Source organism: Shimia isoporae (assembly GCF_004346865.1).
GTDB lineage: Bacteria > Pseudomonadota > Alphaproteobacteria > Rhodobacterales > Rhodobacteraceae > Shimia > Shimia isoporae.
The window spans coordinates 1,585,038-1,601,886 of sequence record NZ_SMGR01000001.1 but is presented as its reverse complement, the minus strand read 5'-3'; the positions used below and the strand labels follow the sequence as shown (position 1 = coordinate 1,601,886).

The following is a 16,849-nucleotide window of genomic DNA, read 5'->3' as shown; positions in this document are numbered from 1 at the left end:
CAGTTATTCTCCCACCTTCTGAATGGGACGAATGATTGTGCCGTCTTGCAGGTCGCCAATGCCGGCAGAGACCACGACGTCACCGGCGGACAGTCCGGAAGTAACGATTGTGCCACTTTCGGTGACATCGCTCACAGTCACGGGGGCGCTCGTTACCGCATTGCTGTTTGCATCAACCTTCCACACGAATGTCGACCCGTCCGGCGCCGCGGCAAGTGCGGATTGAGGCACGGACACGACTGCCGCTTCGTAGCTGCTTCCTCTAATATGCACGCGTGCGACCATGCCTGGAAGCACGACGGCGCCATCTGGAAGTGTGACCAGTAGCCGGCCACGGTATGTTTGGGTGGCGGTGTCAGCTTGGGTTGCAAATTCGACCAGATCGGCTGGAAGTTCCAGGTCTGGCAGAGCGTCGAAGGTCACGGCGTTTTCAAACAGGTCAAATCCCTTGTTGGCCATCGCAACAATATCAGCGCCCGGCAGGTCAAAGCCGACCTCAAGCGTCTTGATGTTTTGCAACAGCGCAATGTCTGCGCCTGCTTGCACGTTGGAAAAGGCCTCGATGGAACGGCGCGCAATCACACCGTCGAAAGGCGCGCGCAGGGTGGCGTCCGAAAGAGTGTCGCGGGCGGCTTGCAACTGCGCCTTGAGGCCGCGAATTCCTGCTTCAGCGGCCAAGACCTCCTCGGGTCGGCCACCAATCAGTCCGATTGTGAGTTGTTCGTTGCGTGACACCAATTCGGCTTCAGCAACGCGTACCGCTGCTTCTTGTTGCTCCACGACGGTGGCGGCAACCACACCGCGCTCCACTAGCTGTTTTGTGCGCTCATATTCGTCGCGTGCCTGCTCAAGTTGCACAGAAGCGGCTTGTACGGCGGCTTTCAGAGCTGCAATTTCCTCAGGACGGGCGCCGGTTTTCAAAATTTGCAACTGCGCTTCGGCTTCATCCAGTCGGGCTTCGAGCTGGGACACATCGGCTTCGAAATCCCGCGTATCCAGCTGCGCGATCAAGTCACCGGCCTTTACAGCCTGCGATGCGCGGATGGGCAGGTCGACGACACGTCCGCCGACGCGGAAGGAAAGCGCCACTTCGCGAGATGGAAACGCAACAGCCGGATAGCTCCGACTTAGAACCGACTCTTGTGCTGTCACTACGTGCACCTTGGCCGGCCGAGGCGGGGCGTCGTTTTCTTGCGCTGTCACTTGGTTGGAAAGAAAAAGAGCTGTGCCGAAAGAAAGAATGGCTGTGAGCAGTTGCATGCAGAGTAGTCCTCGTCAGTAGCTTCGAAATCCCGAGAGAGCGAAGGAAAATGGTCTTTTCTTGTAGTCCTTACGCGGTGCGCGGATCGTTAAGTGCAATCAGTCAAAAACTGTCGGCGCCCGTAAGCACCAAATGTGTGAGATCAGCATGGCACAGTTGCGAACGCTTGCGGTATTAATTTTTCAAGTGCGCCGAAGAACTGATTAAAGCGTTCAAATCCATCGCATTGTTGATCGCAAAGCACGGCATCCATTGCCGCATAGGTGCGACACACTTGCCCCCGAAGTAAGAAACTCAGGGCTCAGAACAGTCCGGATGCCTAACGAGTTGACACAGCCACCGTCAGGCCAGCACACTGACACAACAGATTTTTTTTATTCTTGTGGTCTGTTTGATGTCTCTAAAGGCGCAAGTATCAGCTTTGAAATCCGTATTTGTCGCGATGGCAGCGATCCAGCTTGCAACGTCCGCATCCGGTACGTTTGTCCCTCTGGTTTTTGCTGACATTGGCGCCTCCCAAGAAGCGGCATCTTTTGCAGCATCCGCATATGCAACAGGTTTCCTGCTCGGCTGCTTCGTCGTTTCGCGTTCCATCGCGGACTTTGGACACATTCGCGCGTTTGCGGCATCCGCTGCGGTGGTCACAATCGCCGCCATTCTGTTTTCCGTCGGCTCAAATGCCGCGGTCTTGATCGTGCTGAGGTTTCTGGTTGGCTTGGCCACGGCGTCGCTGTTTGCCATCGGAGACGCATGGATAAACGAGGCGGCAGATGGCCAATCCAGAGGGCGAGTTCTGTCGATCTATGCCGTTGTCATCGGCATTGTGGCTGTGGCCAGTCAGGGAATTATCTTCTTTGCAGAAGGTGATCTGGGGCCGGTGTTTTTGGTCATTGCGCTGCTTTATTGCGCGTCGATTGTCGTCATTACCACCACCAGCATGTCGCCGCCGGATTCCGGAAAAAAGATAAACCTACGTGTTCGCGCCCTGTTTCAAGAAGCGCCAACCGCAGCCATTGGTGCGCTTGCCACCGGGGTCGTCACGACCACAATTCTCAACGTTGTGCCCTACGGCGCAGCCCAATTGGGGGTGCAACCTGTCGACATCGCCATCTCGATTGCGGCGATCTACTTGGGCCGAGTTGTTTTCCAGTTTCCTTTGGGCGGTTTGTCCGATCGCATCGACCGCCGCCGGGTTGTGTTTGGCGTGTCGCTGGTCTGTGCGGTTGTTTTGCTTGCGATGGGCATACTCTCTGACCCGGACTACGCCCCGCAGCGCTTTGACTATGCGTCTGTGGCGTTCTGGTTCTTCATAGTGCTGATGATGCTTTTGGGAGGGAGCCTTTTGACGATCTATTCGCTGATCGTGGCCCATGCGCTAGACAGAACGGTTCCGGTGTATATCTCTTCCACTTCTGTCACGATGCTTTTCGTATGGACAGTAGGCTCTATTGCCGGCCCCTTGGTCGCAAGCGCAGTCACCAGCCTACTGGGAGACAGTGCCCTGAATTGGTTGAACTTTGCCTGCATGGGCGGTTACGCAGCTTTTGTCTATTGGCGACTTGGCCGTTCTTCACCAACCGCCAAAGCTGAGCAGGCAAAACGCGAAAGCACGCTCACCACCAGCGCCGAACTGGCACCTCAATCTAAGCGATGACAAGGCATGCTTGGGCATGTAACCATTGCCACAAGTGTGATTTTTCTGGGTTTTGCACCAGTGCATTAATGTCTTCTGAGGGAATTTGATAAGGTGACTTCCGACGTCTTATTCGTGTTTATTTTGATCGGTATCGCCGGTGCCATGATGGCCAGCAACCGGGTTCGGTTTGATCTCGTCGCGCTTATTGTCGTCGTAGCGCTTATTCTCTCAGGCATTCTGACCGCAGATCAGGCATTGGCTGGGTTTGGCAGCCCCGTCGTGATTATGGTTGCCGCACTTTTGATCATTGGAGAGATGCTGGACCGCACTGGCGTCGCCCATGCCATTGGGAACCTGATCCTGAAACGGGGCGGCCAGAACGAAAACCGTTTGGTTATTTATCTGATGCTGGGCGCTGCCTTTCTCGGCTGCGTTATGAGTTCCACGGCAATCGTTGCGATTTTCATACCGATCATCCTACGCATCACTGCAGAGACCGGCATATCCCAGTCACGACTGTTGTTGCCAATGTCCTACGCCGCATTGATCAGCGGCATGCTCACTCTGATTGCAACGCCACCCAACCTTGTAGTGAGCGATAGCCTGCAGGACGCGGGCTATGCTCCGCTGGGGTTCTTTAGCTTTTTCCCAATCGGCCTTGTGATTTTATTGGCTGCGGTTGTGTATATGCTGGCCTTCGCGCGCCGCCTTTTACCGCAGTCAGAAGAGAGCAGCGCGGCCGGGGCCGCTCCGGCACATGCACAAACGCCCTCGGTGGCCTTGTTGGACGCCTACAATCTGCTGGAGCGCTTCTATGTGTTTGAAGTCGCACAGGCGCCATCGCTTTCGTTCAAAGAGATTTTCAAGGGATTGGATGCCCGTATTCTGGCGCGTCGCCGTCCGTCCAAGGGCCAAAAAGTTGCTGACAGCTTTGTTCCCGAAATGGCTCTTTATGCGCGGGACCGGTTGTTGGTTGTGGGCGAAGAAGCGGAAATTGAGAAACTCAACAGCCGTCCGGAATTCAACATGCTCAACCATGTGCGTGAAGATACGGCAGAATGGCGTGACTCAGTGGGGATTGCCGATGTTCTTGTCCACCCAAACGCTACGATTGTCGGACAATCCATTCGCGATTTTGAGTTTCGCGACGTCTACGGCATCGAAGTGGTCGGGGTTGTGCGTGGTGAAGACGCACTGGAAAACCCCTTTAACACAAAGCTAAAGTCCGGCGACCGCCTTTTGTTGGCAGGAAGTTGGAATGACATCGAGCATCTCACCGATTTGAACCACGACTTTGTGCTCCTCAACATCCCAAAGGAGCGGTTTGGCGAGCCTGTAGCGCGCCACAAGTTCGCAACAGCATTGTTGATTTTGGCGGCGATGGTTTTGTTGAGTATTTCGGGGCTCGTTCCGGTTGTCGTCGCTGTTCTTGTTGCGGCCACCGCAGCGGTTGTGTTCCGCACGCTGACACCCGAGCTTGCCTATGGCTCCATTCATTGGAGCAGCATCGTCCTCGTCGCCGGGATGTTACCGTTGGCGACGGCACTACAACAGACCGGCGGAGCCGATGTCGTGGTAGATGCGCTGTTTGATCTGGTGGGGGATGCCTCACCTCAAGTGATGATGGCAAGCCTGTTTCTGATCACCGCAGCGCTTGGGTTGGTTCTGTCCAATACCGCATCCGCCGTCCTTGTCGCTCCGATTGCGATCGTCGCATCCGAAACGCTCGGCGTCTCGCCTTACCCGATGGCGATTTGTGTACTGATGGCTGCGTCTGCGGCGTTCTCCACCCCGGTCTCGACACCTGTTGTGACACTCGTCGTCGCCCCTGGCGGCTACCGTTTCGCGGATTTTTTGAAGATTGGTTTACCACTCACCGCGCTCGTTGGGGTAATCACGGTTTGGATCACTCCGTGGTTCTTTCCGCTGTAAAATGGACCACTTACTGGCGGCGGTCTAGCGAAGGTGCTCGTCGAGAAGTTTGCACATTGAGCTACGGTCTTCGTGGAAATTGGGCAAATTGTGGGACCGCGAAGCAAAATTGGATGTACTCGTGTCGAACAGTTAATTCCAGCACTCCGATTGCCTAAATGGCATTTGGGAGACTTACCTTCGTGATGTGCACTGAACATGCGCAAGAACGTCCTAAACAAGATCCACGAGCTAATTCACCAAAGCACAACAAAACATTTGGTTGAAATAGCTTCAGAAGCAACAGCCAAGGGTCTTTGAGCAAAAGATCACCAAGGTCGGCTTTGGGCCGTCCGTGAAGACGGCCCATTGCCTTCAAATTTCTACCGCCTCGGCGATCGACAAAGCGTCTTCCAGCTCGACACCGAGGTATCGGACTGTGCTGTCCATCTTGGTGTGTCCAAGCAGGAGCTGAACAGCGCGCAGGTTGCCGGTCTTCCTGTAGATCTGCGCAACCTTCGTCCGCCGCATTGAATGTGTTCCATAAGCGCTCGGCTCCAGACCGATTGATTTCACCCAGTCTCGTACCAATCGCGCATATTGCCTTGTCGAAATGTGCAGCCGTTCATGGAAACGCCCTGGCCATAGGAATTCGGAGCCGATCATTAGCGGCTCTTCCATCCATCTCAATATGGACTTCCGTGTTCCCTCGGTGATCTCAAAGCGGACAGGTTTCTGAGTCTTGCTTTGGATGATTGACGCCCGCTCCTTAACCTGACCCGCGGCGTACACGTCCGCGACTTTCAGTTTGACCAGATCGCAGCCCCGAAGTTTGCTGTCGATGGCAAGATTGAACAACGCGAGGTCGCGGTGATTTTCAGCGATTTCAAGTCGAACTCGAATTGCCCAGACATGCTTAGGCAAAAGCGGACGTTTCTGCCCTATAACGCGGCCTTTGTTCCAGGCAGGGCGACATGCGCGAATGGCGGGTAAGTTTGGTGTTTGCATGATGGATCCTCTGATCCGCCACTCCCTCCCACGGCGACAACCCGACGTTGACCTGGCTACCATATCACGGGATGCTGCACGGCCTCCGAGGTCCGCTGCGAGCCCATCTCAACTGATGCTGCGCTGTGCACCAAAGTCGGCTACTGGCGGACCCACAGGTATAGATCAACTCGCAAGCATTTCTTCGACGGTGAGATTGAACCTGTTCAGCGCACCTTCAAACCGCCCAAAGAGGTGAGAGGGATTGCCGCGTGATGCGAAACCAGCTTGGATCTCCTCGCCAATCTCAAAATCCTCTTTGAGGGCTGTTATCGAGATCCGATGGTTTGTCTGCCAATGCTTTTCCATCTCTTCCGTGCTCGGTGCGCTCTTCGGAACAACGGTCGCCGATCGAAAGAACGTCTTATCGACGGATACTGGCTCAATGTGAAACCACATGAAGTGATCTTGTTGCACAAGCATCTGAGTATTGGGCATGAGCGTGTAAACTAAGTTCGCGTCTTTGCGCAGCGCCCAGTCTTCCTCGGGCGTGTCCCCCAGCTGAGGCATCGCGTTGCGCGGCAGAACGGCGCGCATGTGCGGACCGAATTGCCGATACGTCAAAAGGTTGTCAGGGAAATGTGGGCCAATGGTGGTCTTATGCGCGATGCGAAAGTGATAGGCCTCTAGACCGCCTTCGATCAGAACTTTCCAGTTGGCATTGATCTCGATTGTTTCCATGACCGCGATCCGGTGATCAGAGAGCCCGAGCCAGTCAAAATCCGGCGTCAGGCCGGACAACCATTCGTCGATATCCGGTATGTCTGCGGCGTCCGGGTTTGCGATGATCCAGATAAAGCCGTGCGCCTCGGCGGTCGGGAGGCGGCGCAGGCCACGCTCGGACCGTGGAAGATCAGGAAAGCCCTGCGCCTCCTGTGGAACTGCGCGCAACACGCCTTGGTTCGACCAACTCCACGCGTGGTACGGACACGTGAACACACGCTTGCAGCCAGAGGTTTCGCGCTCGATCTTGGCGCCCCGATGACGGCAAACATTCAGGAAAGCATGGGCTTTGCCCTCTCCATCGCGGGTCAAAAGAAGTGGCAGGCCGAGGAAATCCTTGGAGAGAAATGCATTCTCGCTTTCAAGTTCAGAGCTGTGGGCCGCAACGACGGGCCTCCGACGAAAGACCAGCGCCATCTCACGTTCGAACCGTTCCGGGCTCGAATATCGAGAGATCGGTGAATGTGCGATTTCAGCGTCCAGAAAGGCGGACTTCTGCTCTGCCAGGCCAATAATCTCTCGGATCAGGCCAAGTTCTGTTTCACGATCCATAACGCCCTCCTATGACCCCCTTACCATTCGGTAGGTTACTTGACGATTGGTAAGCAGACAATCCCATGCTACGTAACGTTACGGCGCAACGACAGGTTACTTTCATGACGTCTGATCCTCGCAAAAACTACATAGAGATCGCCACTCGGCTATTCGCCCAAGATGGATTTGACGGGGTCAGCCTTGCCGTCTTAGCCAGAGAGGCAAGTGTTTCCAAACAGGCGGTTTTGCATTTCTTTGGAACCAAAGAACGGCTCTATGCCGAAGTCCTGAGTGCATTGTGCGACCGGCTTTGCGCTGAGATCGAAACAGCCAGGGCCGAAGATGCCAGGACGCATCTTGCCGCTTATTATCGAGCGATAGTGACGAGTGTTCTTGAATCGTCGCAAGATATTCGGCTGGTCATGCGGGCGCTGCTCGACAGTGACCCCAAAGCGCGATCATGGCCACTCACGCCTTATCTGGATCGCCTGATCGATCTTGTAAGAGCATTGCCCAATCAATCTGGCCTATCGCGACCTGCTGCACTCGCGGAGGCCCATAGTTTTATCGGATCTGTCCAATACGTGGTGATCTCGCTGCCCACGGTTGAAGGAATTTACGGTATGGATACGCGAGAGGCCCTAGCCGAGTTCATCCTCGAAAGTGCAGAACATGAAATCGCGCGTCTTTGTAAAAACAGCGAATGCTGACCTTCGACCTCAAACGACGGAAGGCCGCTTCGTCCGCATTGCCGACCTCGGACCCACTAAAATGCTGCATCAATGAGCCAACGGCAGCTTAAGGAAAGCTGCGATGCAGCGCGTAGGGATCCTGCGAACGACCGGTAAGGGCCGGGAGCGGACGTCGTCGAAAAGGGCGGTTTGCTTTGCGATCGTCGCCATCTGCACTTACCGGAAATTGGTTCAGATCGAAGCGACAGCCGCCTTACCGCAGAGTGTTAAGCCCACCTTTAGCCCATTCTAACTTAAGGCAGCGCTGGATCGCTTGTTTTCACGATTGCCCGTTGATTGGACCTCATCTGGTCTGCGTTTGAGTGAGGTGAGGCGGTCGGTGGGTACGGACTGTGAGCGGTTCTTCGCCTTGGGGTGAGGATTGTTTTGCCCACTAATTCTTCGCCCCGCAGTGAAGGATTCTTGTCGTTCGGGACGAGAGGTTTTGCCGATTACCAGTCTGCGTTCAGACGCGGAGATTTGACCTGTCGATGATGGATTGCGCATGGGCCGCATCGCGTACGTCGCCACGATTGAGCCTCTCGCGCAGACCTTCGATCGTGACCGCGAATTCTACCGGCTGCGCCTGTACGCGGATTTCCGACAGGTCGGATGTGGCGAGGTGGTCTGCGAGGGTGGTCATCCTTTGAACTTCTTCTTTTCCGCTTGTTCGCGCAAGGCGCAGGGGCGAAGCTTCACTCTACACTTTCTGCTTTGCCCTCGATTGTATCCGGCTGCGTTTTGATTGTGGCCAACCGCTTCACGAACGCCTCCTTGTCGCCTTTAAACAGGCCCTCGGCTTCGGCGCGGTCGAGTTGCTCCATCCAGAAATCGAAATCCACCGTTCGGTCGAGACGCAGATACGGTTCGAGTTTTCGGTCTGCTTCCTCTTTCAAAGCCTTTAGTTCTTCCTCACGTTCCTCCGGTGTCTGGTTGTTGATATTGACGTTGACCGTCGCGCCGTAGCCGTGGCGGCGTTCGAGGGCCCAGATTGACGCTCGCAAAGCGACGTTGGGGTTGGTTTTGAGTTGGGATAAGGCGTTCACATTGCCGAGGTGCAGACTTTCGTGGTCACCGTCACCAAGGCGCAGGTCTTCGTTGTGATATTTGTACAGCGTTGTTTCGCCGATACCGACCTGATCCGCGATTGATACGCGGGAGAGGCCCTTGGTCGCCAGAGTACGGACCATCTCGCAGTTGGGCTCGGGGTCGTACGCTGGATTACCGCCTTTGTGCTTTTTCGCCTTAGGTGCATTATCCGGCTCCTTTTTCGCAGGGAGTTTTTTCTTCTTGGTCATATGTCCACGTCCTCGTCCTCAAACGGCTCATCGAACGGGTCCGTCATTGGTACGCGATCGGCTTCTGCGGTCGGGGCCTCGAACGTGCCCGCCATGTAAAACCGCTGCCCGCCGTAGCCGTGTTCCGTGACCTGTTGCATCAGATGGTCAATCGCGACTCCTGCCGTGTCTCCCACGCCCTCGAATGACTCTGGCACGCCAGCGAGGTCGGGGAGTTCTATCGCAGCATTGTAGCATTCCTCATGTGTGCCTGCCCAAAGGCGCTTGAGAACGAACTGGTGCGGCTTTTGTCTACCCGCTTTAACGGAGTTTGATCGGTGGTGTCCTGCCATGTGTTTTCCTCCTGCTTTTGACCACCGCGGAGTGGTCTGTATGGTGGCCGCGCGCGCGTCCCTTCGTCATGCTGTTTCGCGCCCAAATCCGAACCGGATTGCGGCTTTCAAAATTTGCCCTCACCGCGCATGGGATGACGGGGAGACTGCCCACTCTCAGCCCATCTATGTCTGCTTTGGGTCATTCTGCGCCTTTTCCTGTTGATTTTGACCTGACCAGTTGATTGACGATCAGCGGGCTTGTTCAGTTTGCTTTTGGCCCATGCCCGTTGATCCTCATCGACCTCGCAAACCGGATTGCCGTTCAGGTCATGCCGCTTCGATTCTGGAGCTCCGGTACTTGCGCTGGTTGGTCCGCTATCCCAATGTCGATCGGATTTTTTCATCGGGACCTCATCGCAAAGATGTTTGGCGATATCCTCGTGGATGCCGAGGGCGAGGGGCAGGGGCGCTGACAACTGGAACACCTTGGGCCATTTTGCCTGCAGTTTGTCGAGGGTTGTTGGCCCATTCTTGCAGGTGCGCTTTTGCACGCTCTGGGGCGCGTCAGAGGTCTTCTGTGTGACCTTGACCGCGGAAACGCCCAGAGCCCTGCTCTGGCGGCGGACAGTGGCGGGTTGGGTCGGTTTGACCAGCTTCTTGCGGAGACGTCGTTCGATGATTGCGGTCATGCGTTCAGTTCTCTTGCTTTCGGTCATGGTTTGTCGAGGAAGTGCAGTTCGGTTGGGCCGTGGTGGTTCCTGTCCCAGACCACCCAGTTGTGGCTTTGTGGTGGGTTTTTGCCTTCTGACCATTGCAGCCGCCACCGGATGGGGTAGATGCGCGACATGGGCATGGTGTCGTGCAGCCACTTGCGGTTTTGGGCGTAAGGCCATTGTGCACCGAGCAGCATGGCGATGTAGGGCACACCGAGTTGCATCAGGTGGGTGAAGAACGGCGCGGTGCCGTCGCGCTTGGACATGAGATTGAAGGGCGGGTTGGTGATCACTGCGTCTGCCGGTCGGGCTTCCCAGTCGAAGATGTCCCGCTGGATGAAGTTCTCCGTTTCTGGCCACCGGGTGTGCAGGTCTGATCCGATCACTGTGAAGCCCATGTTTCGGATGACCTCGGCCATGGCACCGTTGCCGACACATGGCTCCCAGATCACCCACGGTGCATGGTGTCGGATGTCTTTTGCTTCTGCGGCCATGAGTGCGGCGGTGGCTTCTGGCGGCGTCGGGTAGAAGTCATCCTTTTTACGCGCCGTCGTCTGGCGGGACACATTGCCGGTCGATGTGAAGAGGCCGCGGGCTTGGGTCATTGCAGCACCCGTTTTTCCTCGGGGTCATCCTCGTCATGACCGATCCAAAAGTTGACCACTTTGATGCCCCAGTCAGCCTCTTGTCCCTTTTCGAAGCCTGCGATGTAGCTGTGGATGTCGGTGAGTGCCTCGATGAAGACCTTATCGATGCCGTTGCCTTCGCTTTTGCTTTTCCATTCGATCGACAGCGGTATGTCCGGCAGTTCGATCGTCTGCTGTTCGCAGACATTGGCCATCAGGTTGGCGAGGAGTTGCAGCTTGAGTGCGATTTGCTCGACCAGTTGCCGGTGGGTCTCTTGGTCTTCGGCTGTCAGTGTGTTCATGAGTTCAGTTCTCCTGTTTGTTTGTTTTTGGGTGGTGTGGTTTTGCACACCCCCACACCTGAGACCCCCACCTTGCCCCCCACTTGAAAGGGCGTGGTGGCGGTGCCCTCCTGACCATCCTGACCATAAGGTCGGGCGGTGGTCCTGAAGGTCTGCTTCGGGTCCCTTTGGTCGTCGGTTTGGAGGTTTGTCTGTCTGCCTCTTTCAGACAGACAATCCCTCCGAATTGGGGACCTCCTGACCATCATGACCATCCTTAGAGGGGGATGATGATGGTCGGGCGCATTTTCCTTTTTTTTGAAGAGTTTTTCGATGGCCCTCATGCTGTGAACTCCTGACCATGGTCAGCCGCCTCATCATCGGGCTGATTTTGCGTCTGATGGTCAGGATCACCACTCCCGACCACCGCTCGTTTGGCAGGTGATTTCTTCCCTTCAGGCTTGTGATCTTCGATCTCAATCCATTTGGATTTGATCATCGCCTCGGCGACCTTTTTGGCGTCCATTGCCAGACCAGCCGTGTCAGCAATTTCTTGGATGAGTTTGTCGAGCCTTGGTTCAGTTTTGCTTCTGAGTGAACCGTAGATGAAGTCGCTCTGCAGCCGTGACTTGAGTTCCGGCCAGATGCGGGTGTCTGCGTTTTCTGAAACAAACGGCGGCGACCACGGCGAGACGTAGTTCATCTCGTATTCGCCATCGTCGTCGGTGAGCATGGTGGTTTTCTTTTCCCACCACAGTGTCGCGCCCTCGATGCCGATGTTGGTTTTTCGAACTGTGGCTCTGACCAGTTTGCGCATCTCATCTTTGTCGAGACGGAAAGCGGTTGCCTCCTTTTCGGTTATCGGCCTCGCCATGATTACGCACCGCGCGGCGTTCTGTTGCGTTTTGCCTCCGGAAAGGTCTTCTGCGTCATCGTTATTGGAACTGATGCCCTGCTTTTTTCTGGTGTGGGCGACCACGATGATGGCGATGTTTTGCCTGATGGCCATGTCAATGAAGGCGCGCAGCAGTAAGTTCATCACGCCCGGGGTAAACTCGACCGCGCCTGTGAGCCCTGCGATCGGATCGATGATCAGCACATCCGCACCGGACTTTTCGATCAGGTCGGAGAGGCTCTTGAAGAATGAAGTGTTGAGCGTTGGTGCCCTTTCACTCCCCGCGACGGCCATGGGAGCGGTGAGCAGTTTGTCCCGACCGATTGCAACGATCCTGTCGCCTATGTGCGCTTTGGTGATGTCGTTTCCCACGCATGTTGCGTTCAGGGAGCGATCCACTTCTTCGGTGTCATCTTCGGTATTGATGGAGATGACATTCAGTGGACCCTCGGGGCACGGTGTTTTTGTTAGCGCCCCCGCCGATGCCATGTCTGCAGACAAAGCCGAGATCATTGCCGTCTTGCCTATGCCGCTTGTGCCACCGATCACGGTAACTCGCTTTCGAGCGGCAAAGTTGCCGTAGACCAGTTGGCGTCGTTTTGGGAATGGAGGGCCGATTGTGAAGGTGCGCTCCGCAATCAGCGCCTCAGTCCAGCCCTCCCTCTGACCACCGGCGTCGCCTTGGTGGCTTTGACCGTTGTTTTGTTGACCTGTTCCGTTGACCTGGGGTCCTTTGGTCGGCTCATCGTCTGGCACCGGCTCGAAGTTCTCGTTGATGTCGCTCATGCCAGTACCTCGTCTGCGTCCTTGCCGCCGATCGGCAGGAGGACGGACACCTCGACACTGGCGTCCTGCCATCGCCTGCGACACATCTTGGCGGCATTCAGACCGCCTTCATCGGCGTCGCGATCTGCAAAGATGGTCAGGTGTTCGATGCCGTTCAACACCGGCAGTTCGGCGATGTTGTTTTTGTTGAGCATGGCCCACACCGGAGTCTGGTGTTTTCTGATGGCCAGCCCATCTTCGATGCCTTCGCAGATCGACAGTCCGGTTGTGACCGCATCAAACGGGTCCAACATGATGGCTCCGTGGTGAGCGATGCCTTTGACCGTACGGGCATTGGCGTGCTTTGTGCCATCATCGTTCAGAAAGGTGCGATGGACGCCTTGGAATTGGCCTGTGACCACGTTTCTGACCGCGGCGATCATGGCGGGGGCCCACTCGGCTTGGCTGTAGAAGATGCGGGGGTGAAACCGCAGGTCGAGGATGCCGCGACCATCCCGTCCTCTGGTGCGGTTCAGGTAGCGATCGCCCAGCGTGCCATCCAGCCGCTGACTGCCCGCCCATTGCTCTTTGGCCTTGGCGACCCTCTGTGCCTCGTGTTGGGCTTGGCGTCGCCTGTTCTCGGCGCGCTGCGCAGGGCTGGGGGGCGTCCAGTTGTCGTCTGGTTTTCCTGACCACAGTCCGCGGTTGCGGAGTTCGTTTGTGATGTCGCGGAAATCGCAGCCGTGGCTGTGGCAGTACATGACGATGCCGTTGTTGCCATGGCTGATGACGAGGTTGTTGTCCGTGCCGTCGTGGGCTGGACATGGGGCGCGACCGACATTGCCGCGCCACTCTCCGCCGAGGGCTTGGGTCAGTTCCTCTGGGGTTAGGTTCCTGTCACGCATCAGTTGTCCTCTGGCATTCCACCGCCACCGGAGGTTCTTGGTGCGATTGCGTACAGTTGTTTGACCAGTTCGATGGTGTCTTCACTCCGTTTTGTTGCGGCGACCACTTTTCTGGTTCGTCTGGCGACTTCCTCGATGTATCGGGTGCGCTGGTCGCTCATGGGCACCATCGCTGCGATCTTGGCAGATTCTGCCCCTTCGCAGCCCATCTGCGACGGCTGATCCGGTACGGGCCCTTGTTGTGTCGTGTCGGACTGTTGATCCGGTTTCATCTGATCCATTCTCATGGCTCCCTGATGCGGGTGCCGCTGGACCTGACAGGACTGATGCGGTAAGCTAACCTCGGCTTCCTGAAGCCGTAGTTTTCGGTTTTTTGTCCGCGTCTGGTCCTGTCAGGCGCGGTCATTTTTTTGGGGCCTTCTGGCCAGTGATTGCGGGGCGGTTGGAGGCGCACGTCATGCTGCACCCCGTTCAGCGAGCGCATCGGACGCTTTCTTCGCCAGTGCCGCCATTTCTGGGTCCAGACCGTCGACGGGTTCCATGCTATCTAGCAGCGCTTCGATGTAGTGGATCAGGTCTGCTCGGTCGTAGTACAAATTGCGACCGAGGCGTTTGCGCTGGACGTTCTGGCCGAGGCCGTGGCGCATGTCGATTTTGACCAGTCCTTCGGTGCGCGGGACTGCGCGATTTACCGCCATGCAGACATGGTCAATCGAACACCAGAGTGGCAGGTCGTTGAATAGGTACTTGAGTTCGGATGGTTGGGTCATCGTCTCTGCTGTGAGGCGCGGCAAAAGCGGGAGATCGATGCGGTCAGTGCCGCGCCTCGTAGGGCTGTCCGTCGATCTTCCACTTGTGCTATGATGCATCCGGCGAGCATTCTCCCCCATCCGGTGAGAGCAAGGTCGCCGCGGTCATTGGGCCAGCAGGGTCTCCGACCGTTTGTTACGTCAGTGCCGATTTTACGGTTGAGGCGTGGCGGTACGGATGACCCATCGTTGACTATCGTTTCGGTCCTGTCCACCCCTCCAGCAAAGTTTAACCGGCGATTTGGACCACGTTTGACGTATGCCCGTCGATCCAGTTGTCGGTGATATTGCCCCAGCGGTCTGCGGCGGCGTGGCGCTGTGGCAGCAGCTTCGATCGATTGTAAACGCCTTTGACACCGCCGCGGCTCGCGCTGGCCCTGTGGTTCAGCATCATGTCCACAATCTCGCCGCTAATGCCGCGTTCGCCGAGTTCCGTGGCCATCGTGCGTCGCAGGTCATGAAACCGCCACTCCGTCACACCGCTGCGGCTGTCGATTTGCGCTTTGACCTTGCTGCCCAGCCAGACTGGGGCGATCCCGTCGTTCGTGAAGACGAACTCACTGTCCTCGAGCCCGAAGTCCTCTTTCTTCTGCAACGTGTGACGCAGCACCTCGACCGCTCGCTGGGGCAGGCAGAAGACGTGCGGGTCTGCGTTTTTGCTTCGGTCGGTCGGCAGATGCCACTCGGCTCGGTCGAGATGCAGTTCATCGACGCGCATCTCTGCGACCTCTCGGTTCCGTGCGCCTGTCATCATCAGCGTTTTGACCGCGAGGCCTGCGGGTGTGGCGTTTAACAGTTCGGTGCCTGTGGCTGACCAGATGGCTTGCCATTCTACCGGCTGCAGAACGCGCTCTCTCGCGACCGTTTTGACCTTCAAATCTTCGACCAGATCGAGAACGTCTCGCTGGACCCATTCGCGCTTCATCAAGAAGATGAGGGCAGGGCGGACGTACGCGAGCCCTCGGGTGGCGCTGTGCGGTGCTGTGTCTGCTTTCTGTAGGAAAACCCGCTCCAGATCGTACTTGGTGAGTTGCTTCGCGGGTTTGTGCAGCAGGTCTGCGAGGAAGTTACTCGCATGTCGTGCTGCGCCTGCACCTGACTTCAGGTGCTGCCACTTGAGTGTGTCGTAGCTCTTTCGCTGGCCATCATCGACGAACAGCAGGTCGTGCAGGGTGGTTTGGTCGACTGCTGCCTTGGCTGCGGCTTCCTCTGCCTCGCGTTGGGCCTCTCTGGCTGCTGTGCTGGCGCTCACGATGGTCTGACCCTGTCTGGCCTGTTCTCTGGTGGTGATGGCTGCGAGTCGGGCCTCTGTGCCGCTCATCTCGTTCACATCGCCGAGGCTGATACGTTTGGTCTTCCCGTCGATGGTGATGCGGCAGTTCCACTTGCCGATGATTTGCCCGTCGATGCGTCTGACCCGCGCTGTGAGGCCTTTGACCTGCGTGTCGCTGATTTCGAAGGGCTTTCCGTCGTCGTGGGGTTTCAACGCGGCTCTGATCGCGAGCGGTTTTCCGATGTCGAATTTCATTCATTTGTCCCCAATTGCCTTGACGATGTCGCTGACGTAGCAGCGGTTTCCGCGCCCTTTTGGCTGCAAGAGGTTGGTTGGTACTGGCCCGATTATGCGGGTGATCTCTCCATCGTCGGCGACGAATACAATCAGTAAGTCGTCCGCCTTTGTGTCCTTGGGCATGGTGACGTATGTTCCGCTGTCGCGATGCGCTCCAGCGCGTTTTGCCTTCACCTGCAAACGTCGACCGTCCGGTGTTGTTCCGTCGATGTGCTCCGCACCGCGCTCGGCCTTTGTCATACCCAGATTGACCTCTGCCCATAGTTCTCCGACTGCTCCCATCAACGGGCTGTTCGCGTCATAGTCTTCGAGGATTTCGAGGGTTCGCATGCACTGCGCGTGTGTATCTTGGGCAAGTTTAAGTTTGTCTTCTGTCTTCATGAGGAAGTCCTGTGTTTTCGGTTTTGCCCATCCTCCCGATGGGCAGAGGAAGGGCAGTTTTCGGACCTCCGACATGCTCCGACACACTCCGACAGTAAAGGTAAAATCAATTGGTCAGTCATGTTTTAAAGGTGACTTTTTGGTTTTTTCTCCGATGGGCAACCGATGGGAGGGCAGTCGCCCTAGGACTGTTAATCAATTGGTCGTAGGTTCGATCCCTACCGCCGGAGCCATAAAAAGCCCTTAAGTCTCTGACTTGAGGGCTTTTTTGTTTGCCAATCTGACAATAATAATTTGGAAATCTGTTCCGTTTCTGTCGGAACTGGCAGGCAAAATTGATCTCAGGAAGGTTGTTCTTGCCCTTGTGACGTCACGGTAAGGGCTTTGCCACATACCCGCACATTCGCGCATTCTGGGATCGAAAAATGCACGGGCAGGGATTCGGGGAG

General features: G+C 56.4%; 18 protein-coding genes. 3 read left to right on the top strand and 15 right to left on the bottom strand.

From position 1 onward, the window contains the following. Positions 1 to 3 precede the first annotated feature (3 nt). A complete protein-coding gene (locus BXY66_RS07865; protein ID WP_132859589.1) occupies positions 4 to 1,260 on the bottom strand; it encodes an efflux RND transporter periplasmic adaptor subunit in 1,257 nt (418 codons plus the stop codon). A gap of 395 nt (positions 1,261 to 1,655) precedes the next feature. On the opposite strand from BXY66_RS07865, the gene BXY66_RS07860 reads away from it, so the two are divergent. Further along, complete coding sequence (locus tag BXY66_RS07860; protein WP_132859588.1) at positions 1,656 to 2,915, top strand: MFS transporter; 1,260 nt, start codon at positions 1,656 to 1,658, stop codon at positions 2,913 to 2,915. Between the two features lie 93 nt (positions 2,916 to 3,008). Further along, positions 3,009 to 4,829, top strand: a complete 1,821-nt coding sequence (locus BXY66_RS07855; protein WP_279432488.1) for an SLC13 family permease — start codon at positions 3,009 to 3,011, stop codon at positions 4,827 to 4,829. Between the two features lie 354 nt (positions 4,830 to 5,183). Here the strand turns inward: BXY66_RS07855 and BXY66_RS07850 are convergent, their stop codons facing one another. Beyond that, positions 5,184 to 5,816 carry a tyrosine-type recombinase/integrase gene (locus tag BXY66_RS07850; RefSeq protein WP_132859586.1) on the bottom strand — a complete coding sequence of 211 codons (633 nt, stop codon included), beginning with the start codon at positions 5,814 to 5,816 and terminating at the stop codon, positions 5,184 to 5,186. A gap of 165 nt (positions 5,817 to 5,981) precedes the next feature. After that, positions 5,982 to 7,130 carry an aromatic ring-hydroxylating oxygenase subunit alpha gene (locus BXY66_RS07845; protein ID WP_132859585.1) on the bottom strand — a complete coding sequence of 383 codons (1,149 nt, stop codon included), beginning with the start codon at positions 7,128 to 7,130 and terminating at the stop codon, positions 5,982 to 5,984. Between the two features lie 65 nt (positions 7,131 to 7,195). Between BXY66_RS07845 and BXY66_RS07840 the strand changes: the two genes are divergently transcribed. Continuing rightward, entirely contained in the window at positions 7,196 to 7,822 is a 627-nt protein-coding gene (locus BXY66_RS07840) for a TetR/AcrR family transcriptional regulator (RefSeq protein WP_132859584.1), read from the top strand. 487 nt (positions 7,823 to 8,309) lie between these two features. Here BXY66_RS07840 and BXY66_RS20435 read toward each other — a convergent pair whose 3' ends face one another. From BXY66_RS20435 to BXY66_RS07790, 12 genes are all read right to left on the bottom strand, one after another. Beyond that, the gene (locus tag BXY66_RS20435; RefSeq protein ID WP_165929126.1) at positions 8,310 to 8,486 is read right to left on the bottom strand and encodes a hypothetical protein; all 177 of its coding nucleotides are present in this window, start codon (positions 8,484 to 8,486) and stop codon (positions 8,310 to 8,312) included. 52 nt (positions 8,487 to 8,538) lie between these two features. Then, the gene (locus BXY66_RS07835) at positions 8,539 to 9,141 is read right to left on the bottom strand and encodes a helix-turn-helix domain-containing protein (protein WP_132859583.1); all 603 of its coding nucleotides are present in this window, start codon (positions 9,139 to 9,141) and stop codon (positions 8,539 to 8,541) included. Further along, entirely contained in the window at positions 9,138 to 9,473 is a 336-nt protein-coding gene (locus BXY66_RS07830) for a hypothetical protein (protein WP_132859582.1), read from the bottom strand. Before BXY66_RS07830 ends, BXY66_RS07835 begins: the two co-directional genes overlap by 4 nt. A gap of 107 nt (positions 9,474 to 9,580) precedes the next feature. Further along, complete coding sequence (locus BXY66_RS20750; protein WP_425057067.1) at positions 9,581 to 10,144, bottom strand: ProQ/FINO family protein; 564 nt, start codon at positions 10,142 to 10,144, stop codon at positions 9,581 to 9,583. 23 nt (positions 10,145 to 10,167) lie between these two features. Next, positions 10,168 to 10,773 carry a TRM11 family methyltransferase gene (locus BXY66_RS20425; RefSeq protein ID WP_165929124.1) on the bottom strand — a complete coding sequence of 202 codons (606 nt, stop codon included), beginning with the start codon at positions 10,771 to 10,773 and terminating at the stop codon, positions 10,168 to 10,170. After that, positions 10,770 to 11,096 carry a hypothetical protein gene (locus tag BXY66_RS07820; protein WP_132859580.1) on the bottom strand — a complete coding sequence of 109 codons (327 nt, stop codon included), beginning with the start codon at positions 11,094 to 11,096 and terminating at the stop codon, positions 10,770 to 10,772. Before BXY66_RS07820 ends, BXY66_RS20425 begins: the two co-directional genes overlap by 4 nt. Before the next feature lie 319 nt (positions 11,097 to 11,415). Continuing rightward, on the bottom strand, positions 11,416 to 12,756 hold the full coding sequence (locus BXY66_RS07815) for an AAA family ATPase (RefSeq protein WP_165929123.1): 1,341 nt from the start codon (positions 12,754 to 12,756) through the stop codon (positions 11,416 to 11,418). After that, a complete protein-coding gene (locus tag BXY66_RS07810; RefSeq protein ID WP_132859578.1) occupies positions 12,753 to 13,640 on the bottom strand; it encodes a DUF7146 domain-containing protein in 888 nt (295 codons plus the stop codon). The genes BXY66_RS07815 and BXY66_RS07810 overlap by 4 nt, the downstream gene beginning before the upstream one ends. Continuing rightward, positions 13,640 to 13,921 carry a hypothetical protein gene (locus BXY66_RS07805; RefSeq protein WP_132859577.1) on the bottom strand — a complete coding sequence of 94 codons (282 nt, stop codon included), beginning with the start codon at positions 13,919 to 13,921 and terminating at the stop codon, positions 13,640 to 13,642. Before BXY66_RS07805 ends, BXY66_RS07810 begins: the two co-directional genes overlap by 1 nt. 174 nt (positions 13,922 to 14,095) lie before the next feature. Further along, positions 14,096 to 14,509: a hypothetical protein gene (locus BXY66_RS07800; protein ID WP_165929122.1), complete on the bottom strand. Its 414-nt coding sequence runs from the start codon at positions 14,507 to 14,509 to the stop codon at positions 14,096 to 14,098. 169 nt (positions 14,510 to 14,678) lie between these two features. Continuing rightward, complete coding sequence (locus tag BXY66_RS07795; RefSeq protein WP_132859575.1) at positions 14,679 to 15,977, bottom strand: tyrosine-type recombinase/integrase; 1,299 nt, start codon at positions 15,975 to 15,977, stop codon at positions 14,679 to 14,681. Next, positions 15,978 to 16,400, bottom strand: a complete 423-nt coding sequence (locus tag BXY66_RS07790; protein WP_132859574.1) for a DUF6998 domain-containing protein — start codon at positions 16,398 to 16,400, stop codon at positions 15,978 to 15,980. Positions 16,401 to 16,849: the final 449 nt, after the last annotated feature.